Annotated in this window: 18 protein-coding genes and 1 pseudogene; 11 read left to right on the top strand and 8 right to left on the bottom strand. The window is 38.3% G+C overall.

The genetic code is table 11. From position 1 onward, the window contains the following. The first annotated feature begins 5 nt into the window (after positions 1 to 5). Positions 6 to 1,055 carry an ABC transporter permease gene (locus KI363_RS14970; RefSeq protein WP_212966840.1) on the top strand — a complete coding sequence of 350 codons (1,050 nt, stop codon included), beginning with the start codon at positions 6 to 8 and terminating at the stop codon, positions 1,053 to 1,055. Then, positions 1,033 to 1,830, top strand: coding sequence for an ABC transporter ATP-binding protein (locus tag KI363_RS14965; protein ID WP_212966839.1), 798 nt, complete (start codon positions 1,033 to 1,035; stop codon positions 1,828 to 1,830). The genes KI363_RS14970 and KI363_RS14965 overlap by 23 nt, the downstream gene beginning before the upstream one ends. 168 nt (positions 1,831 to 1,998) lie before the next feature. Here KI363_RS14965 and KI363_RS14960 read toward each other — a convergent pair whose 3' ends face one another. The 5 genes from KI363_RS14960 to KI363_RS14940 form a co-directional block, all read right to left on the bottom strand. After that, positions 1,999 to 3,300, bottom strand: coding sequence for an NCS2 family permease (locus KI363_RS14960; RefSeq protein ID WP_212966838.1), 1,302 nt, complete (start codon positions 3,298 to 3,300; stop codon positions 1,999 to 2,001). Positions 3,301 to 3,425: 125 nt separating this feature from the next. Next, complete coding sequence (locus KI363_RS14955) at positions 3,426 to 3,815, bottom strand: thiol-disulfide oxidoreductase DCC family protein (RefSeq protein WP_212966837.1); 390 nt, start codon at positions 3,813 to 3,815, stop codon at positions 3,426 to 3,428. Positions 3,816 to 3,860: 45 nt separating this feature from the next. Then, positions 3,861 to 4,862 carry an inorganic phosphate transporter gene (locus KI363_RS14950; protein ID WP_191967584.1) on the bottom strand — a complete coding sequence of 334 codons (1,002 nt, stop codon included), beginning with the start codon at positions 4,860 to 4,862 and terminating at the stop codon, positions 3,861 to 3,863. A gap of 14 nt (positions 4,863 to 4,876) precedes the next feature. Further along, positions 4,877 to 5,497, bottom strand: coding sequence for a DUF47 domain-containing protein (locus KI363_RS14945; RefSeq protein WP_158324055.1), 621 nt, complete (start codon positions 5,495 to 5,497; stop codon positions 4,877 to 4,879). 207 nt (positions 5,498 to 5,704) lie between these two features. Beyond that, a complete protein-coding gene (locus KI363_RS14940) occupies positions 5,705 to 6,592 on the bottom strand; it encodes an RluA family pseudouridine synthase (RefSeq protein WP_212966836.1) in 888 nt (295 codons plus the stop codon). 170 nt (positions 6,593 to 6,762) lie between these two features. Between KI363_RS14940 and KI363_RS14935 the strand changes: the two genes are divergently transcribed. The 4 genes from KI363_RS14935 to KI363_RS14920 all read left to right on the top strand — a co-directional run bounded on the left by KI363_RS14935 (position 6,763) and on the right by KI363_RS14920 (position 10,042). After that, a complete protein-coding gene (locus KI363_RS14935; protein ID WP_158324053.1) occupies positions 6,763 to 7,173 on the top strand; it encodes a DUF5365 family protein in 411 nt (136 codons plus the stop codon). A 445-nt stretch (positions 7,174 to 7,618) separates the two neighbouring features. After that, the gene (locus KI363_RS14930) at positions 7,619 to 8,740 is read left to right on the top strand and encodes a GAF domain-containing sensor histidine kinase (RefSeq protein WP_212966835.1); all 1,122 of its coding nucleotides are present in this window, start codon (positions 7,619 to 7,621) and stop codon (positions 8,738 to 8,740) included. 35 nt (positions 8,741 to 8,775) lie between these two features. Next, complete coding sequence (locus KI363_RS14925; RefSeq protein WP_246516895.1) at positions 8,776 to 9,408, top strand: response regulator; 633 nt, start codon at positions 8,776 to 8,778, stop codon at positions 9,406 to 9,408. A gap of 97 nt (positions 9,409 to 9,505) precedes the next feature. Then, positions 9,506 to 10,042 (top strand): NADPH-dependent FMN reductase, encoded by a 537-nt coding sequence (locus KI363_RS14920; protein WP_158324050.1) that lies wholly within the window; start codon positions 9,506 to 9,508, stop codon positions 10,040 to 10,042. Between the two features lie 34 nt (positions 10,043 to 10,076). Here KI363_RS14920 and KI363_RS14915 read toward each other — a convergent pair whose 3' ends face one another. Then, the gene (locus tag KI363_RS14915) at positions 10,077 to 10,334 is read right to left on the bottom strand and encodes a YhdB family protein (RefSeq protein ID WP_158324049.1); all 258 of its coding nucleotides are present in this window, start codon (positions 10,332 to 10,334) and stop codon (positions 10,077 to 10,079) included. 217 nt (positions 10,335 to 10,551) lie between these two features. On the opposite strand from KI363_RS14915, the gene KI363_RS14910 reads away from it, so the two are divergent. The 3 genes from KI363_RS14910 to KI363_RS14900 all read left to right on the top strand — a co-directional run bounded on the left by KI363_RS14910 (position 10,552) and on the right by KI363_RS14900 (position 14,887). Beyond that, complete coding sequence (locus KI363_RS14910; RefSeq protein WP_212966834.1) at positions 10,552 to 11,961, top strand: SpoVR family protein; 1,410 nt, start codon at positions 10,552 to 10,554, stop codon at positions 11,959 to 11,961. A 63-nt stretch (positions 11,962 to 12,024) separates the two neighbouring features. Next, the gene (locus KI363_RS14905) at positions 12,025 to 12,951 is read left to right on the top strand and encodes a dipeptidase (RefSeq protein ID WP_212966833.1); all 927 of its coding nucleotides are present in this window, start codon (positions 12,025 to 12,027) and stop codon (positions 12,949 to 12,951) included. Between the two features lie 226 nt (positions 12,952 to 13,177). Continuing rightward, entirely contained in the window at positions 13,178 to 14,887 is a 1,710-nt protein-coding gene (locus KI363_RS14900; protein ID WP_212966832.1) for a methyl-accepting chemotaxis protein, read from the top strand. 73 nt (positions 14,888 to 14,960) lie between these two features. Here the strand turns inward: KI363_RS14900 and KI363_RS14895 are convergent, their stop codons facing one another. Next, positions 14,961 to 17,045 carry a DNA topoisomerase III gene (locus KI363_RS14895; RefSeq protein ID WP_212966831.1) on the bottom strand — a complete coding sequence of 695 codons (2,085 nt, stop codon included), beginning with the start codon at positions 17,043 to 17,045 and terminating at the stop codon, positions 14,961 to 14,963. Between the two features lie 223 nt (positions 17,046 to 17,268). Between KI363_RS14895 and KI363_RS22285 the strand changes: the two are divergent. Further along, a pseudogene (locus KI363_RS22285) lies at positions 17,269 to 17,340 on the top strand (YjcZ family sporulation protein); the annotation flags it as partial. Positions 17,341 to 17,410: 70 nt separating this feature from the next. Here the strand turns inward: KI363_RS22285 and KI363_RS14885 are convergent. Next, positions 17,411 to 18,520 (bottom strand): sensor histidine kinase, encoded by a 1,110-nt coding sequence (locus KI363_RS14885; RefSeq protein ID WP_212966829.1) that lies wholly within the window; start codon positions 18,518 to 18,520, stop codon positions 17,411 to 17,413. Between the two features lie 268 nt (positions 18,521 to 18,788). On the opposite strand from KI363_RS14885, the gene KI363_RS14880 reads away from it, so the two are divergent. Beyond that, positions 18,789 to 20,858 (top strand): transglycosylase domain-containing protein, encoded by a 2,070-nt coding sequence (locus KI363_RS14880; protein WP_212966828.1) that lies wholly within the window; start codon positions 18,789 to 18,791, stop codon positions 20,856 to 20,858. Positions 20,859 to 20,975: the final 117 nt, after the last annotated feature.

Raw genomic sequence — 20,975 nt, 5'->3', positions numbered from 1 at the left:
TCTACATGTTTGCAGCAATGTTTGGCTCCGTTGAACAAGGAATCATCTACGCGATTATGGCACTTGGGGTATATTTATCATTCCGAGTGCTTGATTTTCCGGATTTAACCGTTGACGGGAGCTTCGTCACAGGGGCCGCTATTGCCGCTACCATGGTCGTATTAGGATATAATCCGATTCTTGCGACGGTAACGGCTTTAATCGTTGGCTTCTTAGCTGGATGTTTGACAGGGCTTTTACATACAAAAGGGAAAATAAATGCCCTGCTTTCAGGGATATTAATGATGATTGCCCTTTACTCTATTAATCTTCGGATTATGGGGTTTTCAAGGGAAAATACGATTAGTCTACCGAATATCCCACTCATGAATGATGAAACGATCTTTACGAAATTTACTAGTTATTGGAGTACATTAGGAATTGACGATACGTTAAATGGATTGCTGTCTAGCATAGGTGTAAAGTTTCTCCCACAAACATGGGGAATTCTTTTCTTAATGATTCTGATCACTCTAGTATTTAAATTTTTGACTGATTGGTTATTGCAGACAGAAATTGGTCTTGCGATTCGAGCAACAGGTGATAATAAACGAATGATCAAAAGTTTCTCGGCTAATACAGATTATTTGATTATTTTTGGTTTAGGGCTCTCTAATGCGCTCGTTGCTTTTTCTGGTGCTCTTTTTGCTCAGTATTCGAAAAGTTCAGATGTTGGTATGGGGATCGGGATGATTATCATCGGTCTTGCTTCTGTGATTATTGGAGAAGCCATTTTTGGTACGAAAACGTTAATGAGAACGACGATGGCGGTTGTGGCTGGAGCAATCATTTATCGCATCATTCTTGGTCTCGCCTTGCGAGTTGACATTTTGGATACAGGGGATATGAAACTGATTACAGCGGTCATTGTCATTTTAGCTTTAGTCATTCCGCAATTTTTTGAAAAAAGAAGAGAAAAGAAACGAAAAGCAAAACGGTATGCGGAAAGAATGGCGGCGATGAACGTTTCCCAGGGAAAGGGGGAGGATTCAGTTGCTCAAACTGGCACAGATTAATAAGGTTTTTAATGAAGGCACACCAGACGAGAAAATCGCCCTTGACCAAATTAATTTAGAGTTAAAAGCAGGAGATTTTGTTACGATTATCGGTAGTAATGGGGCAGGGAAGTCGACATTAATGAATATGATTTCCGGAGCGCTATCCCCGGATATCGGTGAAGTTTGGATTGATGGCAAAAATGTCACGAAACTAGCTGAATTTCGACGTTCAAGATTAATTGGTAGAGTATTTCAGGACCCGATGGCTGGTACAGCCCCGTCGATGACAATTGAAGAGAATTTAGCAATGGCTTATTCTCGTAATAAAAAAAGAGGCTTGCGAAGAGGTGTCGATAAACAAAGAAGGGAATTCTTTCGAGAATCTTTAGCCTCCCTCCATTTAAATTTAGAGAATCGATTGAATGCGAAGGTTGGATTATTATCGGGAGGGGAGCGTCAGGCATTATCCTTACTAATGGCTACCTTCACCCAACCAGCGATTTTATTGTTAGATGAGCATACTGCTGCATTGGATCCTTCAAGAGCAGAATTAATTACCAGCTTGACCAAACAGCTTGTTGAAAAAAATCGCTTAACAACACTCATGGTGACTCATAATATGCAGCAAGCCTTAGACCTAGGAAATCGCCTGATCATGATGGATAAGGGGCAGATTATTTTAGAAGTAAATGAGGAAACAAAGCCAACCCTGACCATCGATAAATTAATGGCAGAATTCCAACGGATTCGGGGAGAAAAGCTCGTGGATGATAAAACATTATTAAGTGTTTAGCATGAAAAGCGCAGGCGCCCGTTTAGCGACGTACAAACTTTTTAGGGGCCTGACGAGCAAAGGGTGAATCGATGTTAGGCACCGAAAGTTTGCTAGTCGCTAGGCGCTGGAGCTAGATCCAACTTAGTATAATAAAGCAGCTAGAGAAATTTTCTCTAGCTGCTATTTTTAATGAGGCAAGAAGGCAAGTTGGAAAAAGAACATGACTCCAAAAACATATACGATTGGATGGACTTCACGCCATTTTCCAGTTGCAATTTTTAAAAGGGGGTAGGAAACAAATCCTAGCGCAATTCCTGTCGCAATACTCGATGTTAATGGCATGCTGAGAATGATCAGAAAAGCTGGAAAAGCTTCTTCCATCTTTCCCCATTCAATATGAGCAACCGCTCCAATCATTAAACTTCCAACAATGATAAGAGCAGGAGCTGTGATGGCAGAAAGACCGGACACGGCGCTTACGAGTGGTCCAAAAAAGGCGGCAATGATAAATAGCACAGATACAGTAAGCGTGGTGAGCCCAGTCCTTCCACCTGCGGCGACTCCTGAGGTTGACTCAATATAAGCGCTCGTAGGCGTTGTTCCTAACATCGCACCTGCAGAGGCAGCAACAGAGTCAGCTAACAAAGCTTGACGTGCACGCGGCATTTGATTGCCTTTCATTAAACCAGCTTGTTCCGCTACCCCAATCATTGTTCCGGTTGTATCGAAAATCGTAACTAGGAGGAACGAAAAAATAACGGCATATAAACTATGTTGAATTACATCGGTGAAAGCAGTAATCGGGTTTGAAATAATCAATCCTTCTGGTAAGTGTGGTAATTGAACAAAACCTTGGTCAAAAGATAAATGTCCGGTGAAAAAAGCAATGATCCCCGTTATAATCATGCCAAGGAAAAAAGCACCATGTACTCTCATCGCCATTAATATTAATGTGATCGCTAGTCCTAGAAGGGCAAGCAAAGTTTGGGGAGAATGTAGATCTCCAAGCTGTACCAGATTATCAGGGTGAGCCACAATAATATTCGTTTGCCGTAATCCAATAAAGGCAATAAATAATCCGATTCCGGCCGTAATTCCATGTTTTAAGTTTGCAGGAATGGCTTCAATCAGGACCTTTCGAAAGGATGTTAAAGATAGGATAAAAAAGATAATCCCTGCTACAAAAACAGCAGAAAATGCTGTTTGGTATGTAATCCCACCGTGTGACCCTACGACAGAATAGGCAAAATAAGCATTCATCCCCATACCAGGGGCGATTGCGATCGGATAATTGGCGGCCAAAGCCATCCATAATGTTCCAATCACCGTAGCCACGATGGTTGCGGTAAATACCTGATCAAATGGTACACCCGCATCTTTTAAAATAATAGGATTCACAACAATAATATAGACCATTGTCATAAATGTGGTGAACCCAGCAATCAGTTCTGTTTTAACATTTGTTTGATTCTCTTTCAGTTTAAACATGAAACCCCTCCACAAAGGCGAACGATAATTATTACATTCATTATAATATTCGTTTTTGGTTGGGGAAACAAGTAATTGAATTCAAAAAAATAAAGAAGCCTTTTTCAAAAGCTTCTTCATAATGGTCACAAAAATCGTCTTTGAATCTCTGGGGAAGGAAGCATACATGCTTGTTTCTTACCGAACCATTTATAACGATGATTGGCGATGAAATTGTAAAATAAATTCCGAATAGGAACGGGTACAACGATCAGAAAATAGACCAGCTTCCAGAAACCAGTTAAATGTCTACAGATCCGTAATACAGCTGTACTCTTACGATATAATTTACCCTTTTCTATCAAAATCACACTATTTAAATCATCTGCTTCTCCGTATTGGGCTAATAATTTCTTTCCCTCTGCTCCTTGTATAGATGAAAAGCGAAAATAAGCCAAAGGATCATGTTTTATAATGAATTGAACACTGCTGTTACACAAATTGCATTCACCATCAAATAAAATAATCGCGCCCATAAGAAATCTTCCCCCATATTGGAGTTTCCTCAATTATAAAAGATTTTAAGCAAATAAATCTAATATAAAATAAATAAAAGCAGCTAAAAGCGCACTGATCGGTAAAGTGATCACCCATGTAATCAGCATACGTTTCGCTGTATCCCATTTCACACCTCTTACTCGGTGAGAAGCTCCAACACCTAATATCGATGAGGAAATGACATGGGTCGTACTAACAGGCAAATGAATGTAGGTTGCGCCAAAGATAATGAGTGCTGAACTTAAATCAGCGGCAACTCCATTCACTGGACGAATTTTCATAATTTTTCCGCCAACGGTTTTAATGATCTTCCAACCACCGATCGAAGTTCCTAAGGCCATGGCTGTCGCACAGGCTAGTTGCACCCAAAAGGGAATATCATCTGTTGTATGAAAATTATTAGCGATTAGAGCCATTGTAATGATCCCCATTGATTTCTGTGCATCATTTGTACCATGTGTATACGATTGTAGCGCCGCTGTGAAAATTTGAAAATAACGGAATCGCTTATTTGTTTTCGGCAAATTCCAATTTTTAAAGGCAATTTTAAAAATAGAATAAATAATGTAGCCGACGACAAAAGCAATAACAGGCGATAAAATAAGTGCCTCAATGATCTTCAGAAATCCACCGTACTTGAGGGCTTGAAAGCCAGCTGAAATGATTGCTGCACCAGCAATTGATCCGATTAATGCATGGGAAGAACTACTGGGAATGCCAAAATACCATGTGATTAAATTCCAAATAATGGCGGAAAGCAGTGCGGCCATTAAAACTAAGGAACCATTATCCAACGTAAAGGGATCGACAATATCCTTTGTGATGGTTTGGGCAACTCCAGTAAATGTTAGAGCCCCAAGAAAGTTCATAATTGCAGCCATCGCAATCGCAATTCTAGGTGATAATGCTTTTGTTGATACAGCTGTGGCAATGGCGTTTGCTGTATCATGAAAGCCATTAATAAAGTCAAACACTAACGCTAGAATAACGATAATAACTGTGAAAAGAAAAAATGAATCAATCATTACTAAAGACTCCCTTAAGCATTTTTCATAACAATACTTTCAAGTGTATTGGCAACACCTTGACAACTGTCTGTAATTAATTCTAGATTTTCATAAATTTCCTTCAGTTTAATCAGGCGAATTGGGTCCGATTCAACGGTAAATAAATGTTTAATACTTTCACGTAGCACATCATCACATTTTGATTCATAATCTTTAATTTTGATGGCATGAGGGCGTACATCAGGGAGTTTCTTACTAAATATTAGGCCGATACATAATTCAATTTCATCGACACACTTAACAATGGCCTCAACGAATTTATACATATAATCATCGGCATGTATAATATTGTACATATGAAATAAAGCAGCAGTATCTTCCATCCCATCAAGGACATCATCCATAATCATCGATAGGGCAAGAATATCTTCTCTTTCGATTGGCGTGATAAAGGAATTATTTAATTCCGTAATGATCTCATGAACATAGTTGTCTCCAATTGATTCATATTCCTTCATTTTTGCAGCAAATATTTCCGTATCTTCGATGGTGTCTAATTTAAATTCCGCAAAATAATTTGCGCTCTCTTGTAAATTTGTGGCAATTTTTTCAAGCAACGTGGCAAACTTGTCTTTTTTATTTTTAAAAACCATGTCTGTACCCTCCAATTTTGATGATGACCAAACGATATTATTTTATCGCAAAAAAGGACAAAGATAAAAGGTTTTGTCAGAATTTGTAGCAGATTTTTCTGAAAATGCTTACATTTCCCCTTGAAAGTGAAATTTGGTAACCCTTTATATTAGTGTTACCAAATTGATCACATACTAGAAAAATTTTGTCGTCTTGACGCTTTGGGATTAGCGAATGAAATCAAATATAGGTGGGTCATCAAGAAAAGGTGCCGTAACCTTGACCTTCTCTAGGGTAAATGGGTGTGTGAATTCAAGGGTACGTGCATGTAAAGCCTGGCGCGAAAACCGAGGGCTTCCTCCATAAAGGAGATCACCGGCTAAAGGATGTCCCAACGATTGCATGTGGACGCGAATTTGATGGGTTCTCCCTGTAGCTAATGAGCATTTCACTAATGTTAATTGGTCATGGGGATAATCGTTTATCACTTCGTAATTTGTAATAGCTGTTTTTCCGGTTTTCGAAACCCTTCTTCTTGTTGGATGGTGACGATCTCTGCCAATCGGCTTATTTATTTGTCCACTACCAGTTAATATTCCATCTGCAAGAGCCCAATATGTACGTTGAATCGTTTTGTTTTCTAACATCTTATCAAGAATGGTATGACTGAACAGATGCTTTGCATATAGGATCGCTCCACTCGTATTTTGATCAAGGCGATGAATATGGCGTACTTTTCGTTGATCATTGTTACTTTGTAAATAAGCTGCCACCCTGTTGGCCAATGTATTCTCTTCATTGTGATTCGGATGCACACGTAGACCAGCCGGTTTATTTACAATAAATAAATGGTCGTCCTCATAAAGAATCTCACATGGAATCGAAGTAGGCTGTATAGTGGTTTCCTTTTCATGATTCACTTTAATTGTGAGGATATCCCCACTTTGCAAAGGCTCTAACCAATTTATAATCTTTTCATTTTTAAAAACAGTTTTTTCCATTCTCCATTGATGAAGTTGTTTTTTTGAGGTTTGCCAAACGTCTTTAAATAGTGTTTGTGGCGTAAGCCCATCCCATTTGTTATGGACGGAAATACGAATTGGCTGATCGAACATTTTGTTTCCCCTTTCAAGTTACTTGATTTTTCCAAGCTATAAAGCGCTCTTTATATGTTATTCTATATAAAAGGTATAAAGAGAACGAGCATCCTTCCTTACACATGAACATGATTCATTTTACATAAAAATTATAAGAAATAGATAATAAAAGGCGGGTTTTAAAAAAAATGAAAGTAGTAGTAGCATCCACAGACGAACAAGTGAATAAATTGAATGAGTTAATTCATTATATTTATCATGCTGCATTTCCACGTTTTTTTACAGATCATGAAATTGCTCAGTACATAGAATGGAAAGTACTACATTTTCCTGAAGAGAAAGAACATCCCCTCTATACGTTGGATGTCGCTTTTCGGGCGATTGCAAGTTTAGAGGTGATTATTTCCATATTAGAAATATTGCCATATCAAAAGAATTCATCCAAACATCATGATTTATTTAAGAAAAATGCAGACATCCTATCTGAATCTGGTTTATTTTTCCCTTTCACATATCAAAACTTTTTGCAGCCAAAGAAAACAAGTTTTAAGGATACATGTAGTATCTACGCAAAGCCAGCCAATGAATTTTTAATCTAAGGTAAGAGGCCGTTTCTCCAATACAGATGGGACGGCCTTTTTATTTTGGTTAAGGAAATTATAAAATTTGTCGCTTGTCGATAACTGTTTACGTTGCGGTTTGACATCCAGCTCCAGCGCCCAGCGACTAGCAAACTTTCGGTGCCTTCCTACGATAAGTCAACATCGATTCACCCTTTGGGTTCATCGTGTTTCCTTTATCTCGTCAGGCCCCTAAAAAGTTTGTACGTCGCTAAACGGGCGCTTGCGCTTTTGTTCTTTTTATTGAAATGGTAAAAAGAGAGTATTCAAAAAGTAAGGTTTTAACAATTGCACACCTTTGTGACCTGTGTCCTGCAGGTCTCAGTCTAAAGTAGTAGGTTTGCTTCATACGAATAGTGAATGAATGTTCATAAGTCACACTTATATAATATAATAGAGTGAGAATAAAAATGGGGGAATTTTTTTGGCTAATCAACTCAATCATCACTCTAATTTACGCATTTTAAAAGAAATTGCCGAATTGTTAAACGAAGGAACTGAAATTTCACCGCTTTTGTCAGGCGTATTGCAAAAACTGCTAAAAGTGACAGGTGTAACGACAGGATGGATTTTTTTAATAGATAAGGATGGTCGGCACACGGTGGAAGCGGCAGAACATTTGCCACCAGCCCTTTTAAAAAATAATTGTGAGCCCTTGAAAAGAGGAAGTTGTTGGTGTGTGGATGGCTTTAAAAAAGGGACTTTAACAAAAGCCTCTAATATTATCGAATGTCGAAGAATTGAAACAGCTGTAAAACGTCAACAAGGCGAAACGAATGGGATTGCATATCATGCGACCATTCCCCTGCAATTAGGGGATGAAATGTTCGGATTATTAAATGTGGCTGCACCGGGAAAAAAAGAATTTAGTCATGATGAGTTAGCTTTATTAGAATCTGTCGCCCTGCAAATTGGCTCTGCGATTAAACGAATTAGACTTACGAAAAAGGAACAAGAAATGGCCTTGATCGAGGAACGAAATCGACTTGCTCGCGATTTGCATGATTCAGTGAATCAATTATTATTTTCCCTATCTCTTACGGCTAGAGGTGGGATTGAAATGACAGAGGATATGGCAACAAAAGATACTTTCCGACATATCCAAAGTCTCTCACAAGAAGCGCAAACGGAAATGCGTGCTCTTATCTGGCAATTAAAACCGAGTGGATTAGAAAAGGGACTTGTGCAGGCGATTAAAAGTTATGGCGAGATGCTCGGTTTAAAAATTGATACAAAGTTGTCAGGGGTCATTTCTCTGCCAACTCGTGTAGAGGAGACGTTATGGAGAGTGAGTCAGGAGGCTCTTAATAATTGTAAACGTCACTCGGGTCAGAACGAGGTGTTGATATCCATTACAGTCACACATGGACGAGTGTGCTTGACGATTCGAGATCGAGGGTGTGGCTTTATCTTTGAAGGCGAGCAAATACTTCCATCTTTAGGAATTGAAAGCATGCAAGATCGTGTCGAGTCACTTGGGGGCACTTTCAAGTTAGAGACTGCACCAAGTAAAGGGACGACAATTATCGTAGAATTACCTTATTAAAGGATGTTCAAAAAGTCCGGTAGGGGGGGAGAGCAGTGACGATTCAGGTTTTAATTGCTGATGATCATCATGTCGTAAGAAGGGGTCTAGTCTTCTTTCTGCAGACGCAAAAAGATATCCAGATCGTAGGAGAAGCAAAAAACGGAAAAGAGGCTGTTAAGCTTACAATGGAGCTTAAACCAGATGTCGTCTTAATGGATCTTGTTATGCCAGTTATGGATGGAATTGATGCAACGGCCAAGATAAAGGAAATACGGCCCGAGACAGAAATTTTAATTCTTACTAGTTTTGCGGACCAAGATCATGTGATTCCGGCTATTGAAGCAGGTGCCTCTGGTTACCAATTAAAGGATATTGAGCCTGATGAATTGGTTCATTCTATTCGCAAGTTAATAGATGGAGAAAATACCCTTCATCCAAAAGCAACAAACTTGTTGATGAATCGGATGAATCAAGTGAATAATCCAATTTCGGGTTTAACCATTCGTGAAAAACAAGTATTAACCGAAATATCGAAAGGGAAAAGTAATAAAGAAATTGGGGCTTATTTAAATATCACGGAAAAAACAGTGAAAACTCATGTATCAAATATTTTTATCAAGCTAGATGTAGCGGATAGAACACAGGCTGCTCTCTATGCCGTTAAAAATGGTTTTGTTAAGCCTTGAGGCCCACAGGATGTGGGTCAAAACGGCGTTGCGACGTACAGGGATGTACTAGTGCAGGCGAAGCTTTTCCTAGAGGAATGAAGGAGAGAATCATACGATGGAGATTTTGATTATTAATGGAGGTATGCCAAAGGGTGGGAGAACCGAATTGCTCACTCGCTTTATTGCAAAAGAATATCAATTTTCTTATATCGATATTAGTGAAATTCAATTACCTTTATTAACTGGTGAGCAAGAACAATGGCAATTACCCAACGTCGTCTTTTTTAAAGAGAAGGTAAAAGAAGCGGATGGGATTATTCTAATATCGCCCGAATACCATGGTGGAATGAGTGGAGCATTAAAAAATACACTGGATTATTTAACAAGGGAGGAACTAGCCCATAAACCAGTTGCTCTACTAGCGACAGCAGGTGGGGGAAAAGGTGGTATTAATTGTTTAAATAATATGAGAACCGTAATGCGGGGATTTTATGCGAATGTCATTCCCAAACAAATTATTCTTGATCCCGATTGTTTTGATTACGAGGATGGCACATTATTGGAAGAATCGCGGCATTTACTGGCAAAAATGGTAGAAGAGCTAAAAATGTACGTAAAAATGAGTCATACTTTTATTGTACCTAGAGAATAGCTGCTCGGACTATTTACCGAACAGCTATTTTTGTTTAAATCAGGAGCACATGCTCATTTTCTCGTTGAGGTGTGATGCCAATAACCTCATTAGCATGATCAATATAGCGAAGCAATGCGTATAATTTCCGTTCGATAATGGAATAATCTTTCGAAAATTGATACGCATGCAAAAAATATTCGATTTTTTTGGACAAGATCTGATCTTTCGTTCGAACCATCAGCACCAGTAAGTTGTCCCATTCGGAACGATGGGTGTAATACAAAGCTCGATCGTAATCCAACATGTCCATGACCCTCCTTTTGGAGTACTTATATTATTTGCAATAGAGCTTAGAGCATTCCATTGTAAAAGTTGTCAATTTTATCGGACTTTTTGAACATCCTCTTTAATTGCGGGAGCCAAGAGTTTTATGCAGGAAAAATCGTTTTGGGAAGCACTAAATATTATGGTTCCTTTTCATGAACTTCCCTTTTTTTTCATACAATTATTTAAGGGAGGGAGCCGCGATGAAATCGGAATCAAAAGCATTGGAATATGCCATAAGTGAAATCACGGAAATTGCCGAGGGATTTGGCCTTGATTTTTATCCCATGCGTTATGAAATTTGTCCGGCAGAGATTATTTACACATTTGGTGCGTACGGAATGCCAACAAGGTTTTCTCATTGGAGCTTTGGGAAGCAATTTTTTAAGATGAAACTTCAGTACGATCTTGGATTAAGTAAAATTTATGAGCTTGTGATTAATTCCAATCCTTGTTATGCTTTTTTGCTTGATACTAATTCGCTGATTCAAAATAAATTAATTGTTGCCCATGTCTTGGCTCACTGTGACTTTTTTAAAAACAATGCTCGTTTTCAAAATACAAAGCGTGACATGGTTGAAAGTATGGCCGCAACAGCTGAGCGTGTGCGTCAATATGAAATTGAATATGGCAAAAAGGAAGTAGAGGATTTTCTCGATGCTGTTCTTTCCATTGAAGAGCATATTGATCCCTCACTACTCCGCCCGAAATTAGATTGGCAAGCTGAGGATTCAGAATGGGAGGAAATTTCCACACCAACAACAGAGTATGATGATCTTTGGTCTTTAGATGAAAGGGGGCAAGATCAGGCAAGAAGAAAAAAGGTCAAAAAGTCTTTTCCACCACAGCCCGAGAAAGATATTATGCTTTTTATCGAACAATACAGTCGAGAACTGGAAGATTGGCAACGCGACATCATGACGATGGTGAGGGAAGAAATGCTTTATTTCTGGCCGCAATTAGAAACGAAAATTATGAATGAAGGATGGGCTTCTTATTGGCATCAACGGATTTTAAGAGAATTAGACTTAACAAGCGATGAAGCCATAGAATTTGCCAAATTAAATGCAAGTGTCATCCAACCTTCAAAAACAAATATTAATCCGTACTATTTAGGCTTGAAAATTTTTGAAGACATTGAGGAACGTTGGGATCATCCTGATGAAGAGATGAAAGAGCAAGGGATTAAAGAAAATTCTGGTCGAGAGAAAATTTTTGAAGTGCGTGAGATTGAATCTGACATCTCGTTTATCCGCAACTATTTAACGAAAGAATTAGTGCATCGGGAAGACATGTATTTATTTCAAAAGCGTGGCAGGGATTATAAGGTAGTCGATAAGGATTGGACGGAGGTTCGGGATCAGCTTGTCAATATGAGGGTAAATGGTGGTTTTCCCTATATTACGGTCAATGACGGGGATTATTTAAAGAATGGAGAATTGTATTTAAAACATTGGTATGAAGACGTTGAGTTAGATTTAAATTACTTGGAAAAGGTCCTACCATATATCCATCAACTGTGGGGGCGAACGGTTCACATGGAGAGTGTTGTTGAAGAACGGTCAGTATTATTTAGTTATAACGGCAGAAACATTCAACGAAAGTTTCTTTAAATTTGAACACACCTTGATAGGTGTGTTCAAATTTAAAGATAAGGCCAATAGGAGGTGAGCTAGTTGAATATTATCGATTTACATTGTGACGCATTATTAAAAATCTGGGAAAGCAAGGGCGCTTTATCGTTTCGAAATGGAGAGGAATTGGATACAAATTTGGAGCGATTAAAAAAAGGAAAGGTTAAAATTCAATGTTTTGCGATTTTTATTCCTCCAGAAATAAAGGCGGAGGAACAATTTCAAGCCGCTCTTGACCAGGTGGATTATTTCCATACAAAAGTACTTGAGAAAAATCCGGATATGAAGCAGATCAAAGATTGGGATTCCATTTACTCATTGGAACCCAATGAAATCGGTGCGATTTTAACCCTTGAAGGGGTGGACTGTATAGGGAATGATGTGCATAAGCTTAGGATTTTATACCAATTAGGTGTCCGTTCGGTCGGTTTAACGTGGAATTTTGCTAATCTAGCTGCAGATGGAGTGGGGGAACCAAGAGGTGCAGGATTAACCTCTTTTGGAAAAGAAATCATCGCTTTAAATAATACGTATAAGAGTTTCACAGATGTCTCTCATTTAGCAGAGAAAGGTTTCTGGGAAGTGATGGAGCTTGCCGATTATCCGATTGCAAGCCATTCGAATGCAAAGGCGATTTGCCCTCATCGTAGAAATTTAACCGATGAACAGGCTCTCGCTTTATTTCAAAAAAACGGACTTATTCATGTTGTGTATCATCCGCTTTTCACATCAAGTACAGGACAAGCGAAGATCACAGATTTACTTCGGCATATCGAGCATTTTTGTTCCCTAGGCGGTGTCAAACAAATCGGATTAGGTTCCGACTTTGATGGCATTGATAAATATATTGTTGGTTTAGAGGATGCTTCCAAGCATCAAAACTTAATTAATGAACTATTGAAATATTATTCCGAAGATGATGTAAAAGGGTTTGCTGGAAGGAACTTCCTTCAACATCTTCCCAGATAAGAGGATGTTCAAAAAGTAAGGATCAAGTGGATGAACAGCTCTACAACAAGGATAAACGGCTAAGTTCGCGCCGTCCTGGCGCAACGCCGTTTTGACCCACGTCCTGTGGGCCTCCGGTGAAGTGAAATTGTTGGGCAATTCAATTTAAAGTGACATGTCCCTTGATATTCTTTTGGAAATGCCGATATTAAGTGTGAATGTATCTTAAAATGAAAGGATGCACAGCATGAAACACAATCGGCTGACACTCAAACTAGGGACAATGATTATGGGGATTCTATTATTTTGTATCCTTGTGATTTCATTATCCATGTATCGCACAAATTATAATGAAATTAAGAAAACAGCAGGAATTGAATTATATGGCTGTGCCAATATTACAACGGCACTTGTTAATCCAACTGATATTGAAAAAATATTAGCGGGGGACAGCACGCTTTCTGCAAAATTAGGGAATGAAATTGGTTGGACAACAGAGCATAAACATATTTTTGAAGGTCAATATATAATCGATCCGAAAGGTGTTGTCTTAGCCGTTGATGAGAATGTAGCAAAACAAGGTATTGCCGTGGGGGATCAATTTGAGATCGATAAAGAAGCGATTGCCGAGCTATTAGAAACAAAAGCCCCTACATACTCTGATGTTTATGCATTTGCAGGTATGAAAAGGTTAACAGGCTATGCTCCGATTTTTAAAGATCATAATCCTAATAATGAAATTATCGCGATTAGTGCGATCGATTTTGAAGCCGGCATTCTTCATGAAAGAACATGGCAGATGGTAAAAGGAAGTTTATTATTTTCTATTATTCCAATCCTTTTATTAGGTCTAGTGACAATCTTTCTAATAAAGCGTGCAACCGATCCATTAAATAAAATAATTGTTTATGCGAGAAAAGTTGCGGAGGGAGATTTAACAGGAACAGAGCTTGACCTCAATCAAAAAGATGAAATTGGACAGCTTTCTACTGACCTCAACCAACTGGTCATTCATTTTCGGGATATATTAGGGCAGGTATCAAGGAATTCAGAAGAAGTAGCTCAGGCGTCTTTGCAACTAGCTTCAGGAACAGAAGAACTGGCCGAATCAGCCGAACAAAATTCAAGTGATCTGCAAAAGGTGCAAACAAGCTCGCAATTGCAAGTAGAGATCGTGCAAAAAACGAATGAGACATTAAATGATATTTCTTTAAGGACACAACGAATTAGTAAACGGGCGCATACTTTGAATGAAGCATCTGTTCAAACATTGAAGCAAACAGAAAATGGCGATCAAACACTTCAAAAAGCGATCTTACAAATGGGATTAATGAATGACAGGATGGGAGATTTAACCGATTCGATGGGGGTTCTTTCTAAAAAATCTGAGCAAATCGATCAAATATTAACCGCGATCACAACGATCTCCGATCAAACCAATCTATTAGCATTGAACGCAGCGATTGAAGCATCAAGAGCAGGGGAGCATGGAAAAGGATTTGCGGTTGTAGCAGCTGAAATTAGAAAGCTAGCAGAACAATCAGCGCAATCTGCCCAACAAATTGGGATCTTAATTCATGAAATACAGGAAGATACGAGAAATGTAGCGGTAGTCACGACCCAAAGTGTGCAAGGTGTGAAGCTTGGGAGGGAAATGATTGAGAGTGGTGGACTCGCTTTCAAAGGGATTCACGAATCCATTACAACGGTAACGAATGAAATACGTGATATGTATAACGAAATCACTAAGATCAATGAGAGTGTTCAGCTGATTGTTGCAGGGATGAAGAGTGTAGAAGAAAAAGCTAATGAGAATCGGAACAGTACAAATGAAATAGCTGCGAATACGGAAGAACAAACAGCTGGTATTGAAGAAATCGCGGCCCTTATGGAAACGATGCAGACTATGACTGAAAACCTGCAAGACAAAGTAAAGAATTTTAAACTATCGTCTTAAAAAATACATGGAGCCGCGCCCCGTCGCCAGACGAGTTCGGCTCCATCCGCTTGTAAAAAGCTATGTTATGCGGTTATTTTTGATCTTTCATAGCAGCTTTTAATGCATCGGCCAAGCTATTACCGAAGTTTTCATCTTTTGTATACTTTTTCAATAATTGTTTTTCTTCCCTCTTAGTTACAGTTTTTTTCTGCTTATTGGCTTTTTCCACGAGATTACAATTCCGACATTGAAAATAGGTGCCTGCTTTTCCGTTATGAATTTCCATTTTTTTATGGCATTGTGGACAACGGCGATTGGAAAGTTTGGGATCCTTTCGTTTACGGAATTGGCAATCTCTGTTTGAACAAACCAACATTCGACCATCACGGCCTTTTACTTCCTTCATAAAGGAACCACAGTCAGGACATTTTGCTCCCGTTAAATTATGGGCTTTATATTTTTTATCACTTGATTTTACTTCCGCCACAAGCTGTTTCGTTTGTTGACGGATTTTTTTCAGGAATTGCTCTGCCTTTCCTTTTCCTCGGGCAATCGCCTCTAATTCTGACTCCCATTTTGCTGTTAACTTCGGCGATTTTAACTCATCGTTTACTAAATCGATCAGTTGTTTTCCTTTTGGAGTTGGGTGAAGACGATTATTTTGCCGATCAATGGTATCAGAACTAAGCAATTTTTCAATAATGTCAGCCCGAGTAGCTGGTGTGCCCAATCCGTACTTCTCCATTCTGGCAAGTAAATCCGCTTCTGTAAATTGAGCCGGTGGTTCGGTTAATTTTTTTTCTGCTTGAATATTTGCTACAGAAAAAGTCATGCCTTTTTTTATCTTCCCCATTTGGCCGACCTTGTCCTTTTCATCGCCTTTTCCCGTAACAGCTTTAAAACCAGAATCTAATACAATCGATTCATGGGCATTGAATGTGTGGCCAGCTACTTTAAATTCTACTTTGATCATTTCATAGCGGTATTTCGGATAAAATAGAGCTAAAAATCGACTCACAATCATTTCATACAATTTTCGTTCATCAGCGGAAAGATTTCCTAATTTCGGTCGTTCGTCGGTTGGGATTAGAGCATGGTGATCCGTTACTCTTTCATTATTAAAAACTTTCCTTGCTAGTACTTTCCCTTTTAAAACAGGCTGGACATCTTCCTTAAAAGCTGAAAGGATCGCTTGCAAGCGATCGCTCATTGTGCCTTCCAAATCTGATGTTAAATAACGTGAATCTGTTCGTGGGTATGTGACTAACTTATGTTGTTCATATAAATTTTGCAGAACATTTAGCGTCTTCTTAGCTGAGAATCCAAATCGGCGATTGGCATCTCTTTGTAACGCCGTCAAATCATAAGGTAAAGGCTGCTGTTCGGACTTCTCCTTTCGATTGACTTCGATTACCTCGGCTTGCTGCTTTTCTATTTTATGAACAATTTCATTCGCTTTTGCTTCACTGAATATTCGTTGTTCCCCATTATGATGCCAAGTGGCATTTAATAATCCTATTTTCGCTTGGATGACCCAATATTCTTTTGGGACAAAGGCTTGAATTTGTTTCTCTTGATCGAGAATCATGGACAGGGTTGGTGTTTGCACCCGGCCAGCTGACAGAGGATCATCATATTTGGTTGTCAAAGCACGAGTGACATTAAGTCCAATGAGCCAATCAGCTTCAGAACGGCAAACAGCCGATTCATATAAGGAATCATATTGTTTTGCAGGTTTTAATTGTTTAAACCCTTCTTTAATCGCACGATCCGTTTGCGAAGAAATCCACAGTCGTTTGACTGGTTTTTTCCAGTGGACTTTTTCGATAATCCACCTGGCCACAAGTTCTCCTTCACGTCCTGCATCTGTTGCAATAATAAGTTCAGATAGATCTTTTCGCTTTACAAGCTGTTGGATACCTTTAAATTGTGGAGCTGTTTGCCGAATGATTTTAAGTCCCATTTTATCGGGAATAATCGGTAAATCCTCCATTTTCCAAGTTTTATATTTTGGATCATAATCTTCAGGCATTTTTAATTCAATAAGATGGCCTAGAGCCCATGTGACAATGTATTTCGGTCCTTCAATATAATGTTTTTGTTTATGAGAACAGCCTAATACACGAGCAAGATCTCGTGCCACACTCGGTTTCTCCGCTAAGACAAGTGATTTCAATGTAAGAACTCCTTTCAGGTCGTACATTTAAGTATATCAAAATAAATAACGGATAAAAGTAAAAAAGATTTACAGTGTCCATACATTTTTTCGATCTTTTGAATAGTATATGGTGCAAGGGTGATCATTCACTCTTTAATTCTGACCTGGAGGTGAGAATATGGGCTTCGGATGCGGCGGCTGCGGCGGCTACGGCGGATATGCTGGTGGAGCTGGTTATGGTTTCCACGGCGGCTTTGCGTTGATTGTTGTATTATTTATCCTGTTGATTATCGTTGGTGCAGCTTGGTTATAGAATAAAACGATCAACTAAAAGCTTATTACTAAAACAGGAAAGTGGAGAGAATTTTCTCTCCACTCAAATTTTATTTTTTTACTTGACAGACAGGTAGAATAATGGTGAACTCAGTCCAGTTTTCATTAGACGAGCAGGTTAAATGACCATGGTGTTTATTAATAATTTCTTTACATACATAAAGCCCTAATCCTGTTCCAGAATTTTTAGTGGTAAAGAACGGGTCGAAAATCGTTTCAACGATGTTCTCAGGAATTTTCGGACCAGAATTGGCAATTTTTATATAGTTTTGTTGTTGTTCTTGATAGCCTGTTATTTTTATAATCGGTTTAGAAACTTGGAGGGACATAGCTTCTATCGCATTGAAAATAATATTGATGAGGACTTGCTTTATTTCATCCGCATACCCATTTATGTATAATTTCCCATTAAAATTTGTATCAAGTTGTACGTTGGACTCTAAAATTTTAGGATAAATGAAGGAAAGGATTTGATCAAATTGATCGGATAAGGAAAAAACAGCTTTTTTTTGATTTGTTTTTTCTTTTTTAGATAGCATAAGAAATTGAGTTATTTTTACTTTCAAATCGCTTAACTCATCTTGAATAATATCTAGATAGGGAAGATCTGGCCGATCAGCACGAAGTAATTGAATAAATCCATCTACCGTTGTTAAGGGGTTACGAAATTCATGAACAAAACTCGCTGTCATTTGTCCTAAGAGGGTTAAGCGATCTTCATGTTCCTTTTTAGCTTCATTTAAAGTATTTTCTGATTCCGCTAGACATTGCAACAAATAAAAAATAAAGGAATCAACAATGGAAAACAGTTTAGAACAAAAAGCAAAATGGGTTTCTTCTCGAACGGGCAATTTAAATATAATCGCTTTCACTTCCGCCTTTATACTCGTAATATTCTGTACCAAGACATGGACAATATTTGGTTTGTACATCATTTTATTTGAAAGTTCTTGGGCTTTTTCTAGTAAATATTTTTCTTTCTCTATCTCAGATAATGCAAATGCTTGTAGGAATATATCCAACATCCACTTAAGATGAGTTTCCATCCATTCATTAAATACATTATCTGGTGACTTAAGAAGCTTTTCTTTCCAATGTGCCAAAATCATGTTCTGCTGCATTTGTATAAAGGTTAGAATATTTTCTTTTATTTGGCTCATCTTTTCACCTCTTCTCTATAATAATTAAATTCTGCTCTTACAATAAATATCCTTCTATATTTTCCAATAAATTACAATGTTTTTTGGGGCATTTGCTTGTATTATATATATTATCATACAATTTTTATATGCGTCCTCAATAACGAACAGACATTTATCTAATAAAAGGGTAAAATCATGTAAGAATAAGTAAGAAGGTGTAGAATATCTTATATAAAAGTATTATAGTGTATTTGGTGAATGATCTTAAAGAAGTGGTGAAATTGATATGAAATCAATCACAACAATCATACAGGCAATCAAAAGATTTTGGAAAAAAGCGCATCTGAATCAGATTTTAATCTTGATGATTTCCCTCGTTGTTTTGCTTGGTTTGGGGTATTTTGCGTGGCTTGCTAGTACAACAAATGTAGAAGCACTAAAACAAGGATTATCACAATCCACGGTTATTTATGATAAAGATGGAGATGAGGCAAGTAAGATCTCTGCGAATAGGATGGAAGGTGTCTCGATCGACGAAGTTCCAGAGCATTTACAAGAAGCAATTATTGCGATTGAGGACCATCGATTTCGGGAGCATAATGGTTTCGATGTCAAAGGAATCATGCGGGCCTTTTTCTCCAATTTAAAAGCGGGAAGAATTACTGCGGGTGGTAGTACAATTACACAGCAATTAACGAAGGTTGCTTTATTATCACCTGAAAGAACGTATAAACGAAAGCTTGAGGAAATCTTTCTTGCCGTAAAGTTGGAAAAGTCCTTTACAAAAGATGAGATTTTGGAAATGTATATGAATCAAGTGTTTTTTGGAAGTGGTGGCTGGGGAGTTCAAAACGCTTCTAAAACATTTTTTGGTAAAGATGTACGGAATATTACGATTAGTGAAGCTGCCATGTTAGCAGGTATTATCAACCGACCATCTGCATTAGATCCATATAAAAATATGGAGGCATCATTACAGCGACGTGATCTTGTTTTAAGACAGATGGAAAAGCACGGAATGATTACAGAAGAAGAGATGAATCAAGCGTTAAATGAGGAGATCGTATTAAATAATCAAGGTGAGGATCCTTTAAAAGGAAAATATCCTTATTATGTTGATGCTGTATTAAATGAAGCCATCTATAAGTATGGTCTTACTCAAGATGAAATCCTAACGAGAGGTTATAAAATCTATACACAGATGGACCAAAATCTGCAATCCTCATTAGAAAATGTGTACAAGAATGATGCTCTATTTCCGGTTAGTAGTGACGGAACTTTAGCCCAGAGTGGTGCCGTTTTACTTGATCCGAAAACTGGGGGAGTAAGAGGCCTCGTAGGGGGCAGGGGAGAACATACTTTTCGTGGGTATAACCGGGCAACCCAATTAACAGCACAGCCAGGGTCTATTATCAAGCCTTTAGCTGTCTACACACCTGCTTTAGAAGCTGGCTACACAGCTTATTCGATATTGAAAGACGAAGAGTCCCTTTCTTTTGATGGCTATAAGCCGCGAAATGCAAACCATCAGTATGCAGGTGAAGTTCCGATGTATCAGGCGGTGGAAGATTCTTTAAATGTTCCTGCCGTTTGGTTATTAAATGAAATTGGCATAGAAAAGAGCAGTGATGCACTTCAGAAGTTTGGGCTTTCTGTTTCTGAAAAAGATAAAAATTTGAGTCTGGCTCTTGGGGGCACAGATACAGGCTATTCGCCCAAGCAAATGGCTGAAGCTTACTCGGCTTTTGCCAATGGTGGCCAGCGTATTCAAAGTCATATTATTACTAAAATTGTAGGGCCAACGGGGAATGTAGAAGTAGAGGTACATCCGAAGAAAACTCGAGTGATGGATTCTATTACAGCTGAACAAATGACCTCTATGTTATTGAACGTCATTGATTCCGGTACAGGAAAAAAAGCCAAAATAGATGGTTACAAGCTAGCAGGGAAGACAGGATCCACACAGGTATCCTACGATGAAAATGGTACGAAGGATCAGTGGTTTGTTGGCTATACACCCAATTTAGTCGGGGCAGTGTGGCTCGGATATGATTATACTGACCAACAGCATTATTTAAAAGGATCAAGCGGTGATGTGGTCACGCCAATTTTCCGCAGTATCATGGCGAATAGCCTTCCCCATGTAGAAAATGATGATTTTAAAATAAAATCGATCAATCAACATATAGAAGAACAAAATAAAAAGGATAATCGCTCAATTAAAGATAAATTAAAAGATTTTGACGAAAAAATGACAAAAGAAGCAGAAAAATGGATGGAGAAGTTGGATAAGGGAAAAGGGAAATGGCGTGGAATAGAGGATAAAATAAAAAACAAACTTAAACAACTAGAATAAAGCATTCCCAAAGGGTGATCTAATCAGACGAACTTTCGATGATTGGATTGCCCTTTTTATTCTTACATACATTATGAATGCAGGGAGATGAAAAATTACGTTGATTATGAGAAAATG

This window comes from Lederbergia ruris (assembly GCF_018332955.1).
In the GTDB taxonomy this organism is placed as follows: Bacteria; Bacillota; Bacilli; order Bacillales; family Bacillaceae_C; genus Lederbergia; species Lederbergia ruris.
Note: the sequence above shows the minus strand (reverse complement) of the source record. Positions and strands in the feature narration are given on the sequence as shown.

Coding starts and splice junctions, on each gene's coding strand:
- KI363_RS14960 (WP_212966838.1), bottom strand. CDS start 3,300: ATGTTTAAACTGAAAGAGAATCAAACAAATGTTAAAACAGAACTGATT.
- KI363_RS14915 (WP_158324049.1), bottom strand. CDS start 10,334: ATGGACATGTTGGATTACGATCGAGCTTTGTATTACACCCATCGTTCC.
- KI363_RS14920 (WP_158324050.1), top strand. CDS start 9,506: ATGGAGATTTTGATTATTAATGGAGGTATGCCAAAGGGTGGGAGAACC.
- KI363_RS14970 (WP_212966840.1), top strand. CDS start 6: ATGTTTGCAGCAATGTTTGGCTCCGTTGAACAAGGAATCATCTACGCG.
- KI363_RS14950 (WP_191967584.1), bottom strand. CDS start 4,862: ATGATTGATTCATTTTTTCTTTTCACAGTTATTATCGTTATTCTAGCG.
- KI363_RS14945 (WP_158324055.1), bottom strand. CDS start 5,497: ATGGTTTTTAAAAATAAAAAAGACAAGTTTGCCACGTTGCTTGAAAAA.
- KI363_RS14935 (WP_158324053.1), top strand. CDS start 6,763: ATGAAAGTAGTAGTAGCATCCACAGACGAACAAGTGAATAAATTGAAT.
- KI363_RS14880 (WP_212966828.1), top strand. CDS start 18,789: ATGAAATCAATCACAACAATCATACAGGCAATCAAAAGATTTTGGAAA.
- KI363_RS14940 (WP_212966836.1), bottom strand. CDS start 6,592: ATGTTCGATCAGCCAATTCGTATTTCCGTCCATAACAAATGGGATGGG.
- KI363_RS14900 (WP_212966832.1), top strand. CDS start 13,178: ATGAAACACAATCGGCTGACACTCAAACTAGGGACAATGATTATGGGG.
- KI363_RS14910 (WP_212966834.1), top strand. CDS start 10,552: ATGAAATCGGAATCAAAAGCATTGGAATATGCCATAAGTGAAATCACG.
- KI363_RS14885 (WP_212966829.1), bottom strand. CDS start 18,520: ATGAGCCAAATAAAAGAAAATATTCTAACCTTTATACAAATGCAGCAG.
- KI363_RS14955 (WP_212966837.1), bottom strand. CDS start 3,815: ATGGGCGCGATTATTTTATTTGATGGTGAATGCAATTTGTGTAACAGC.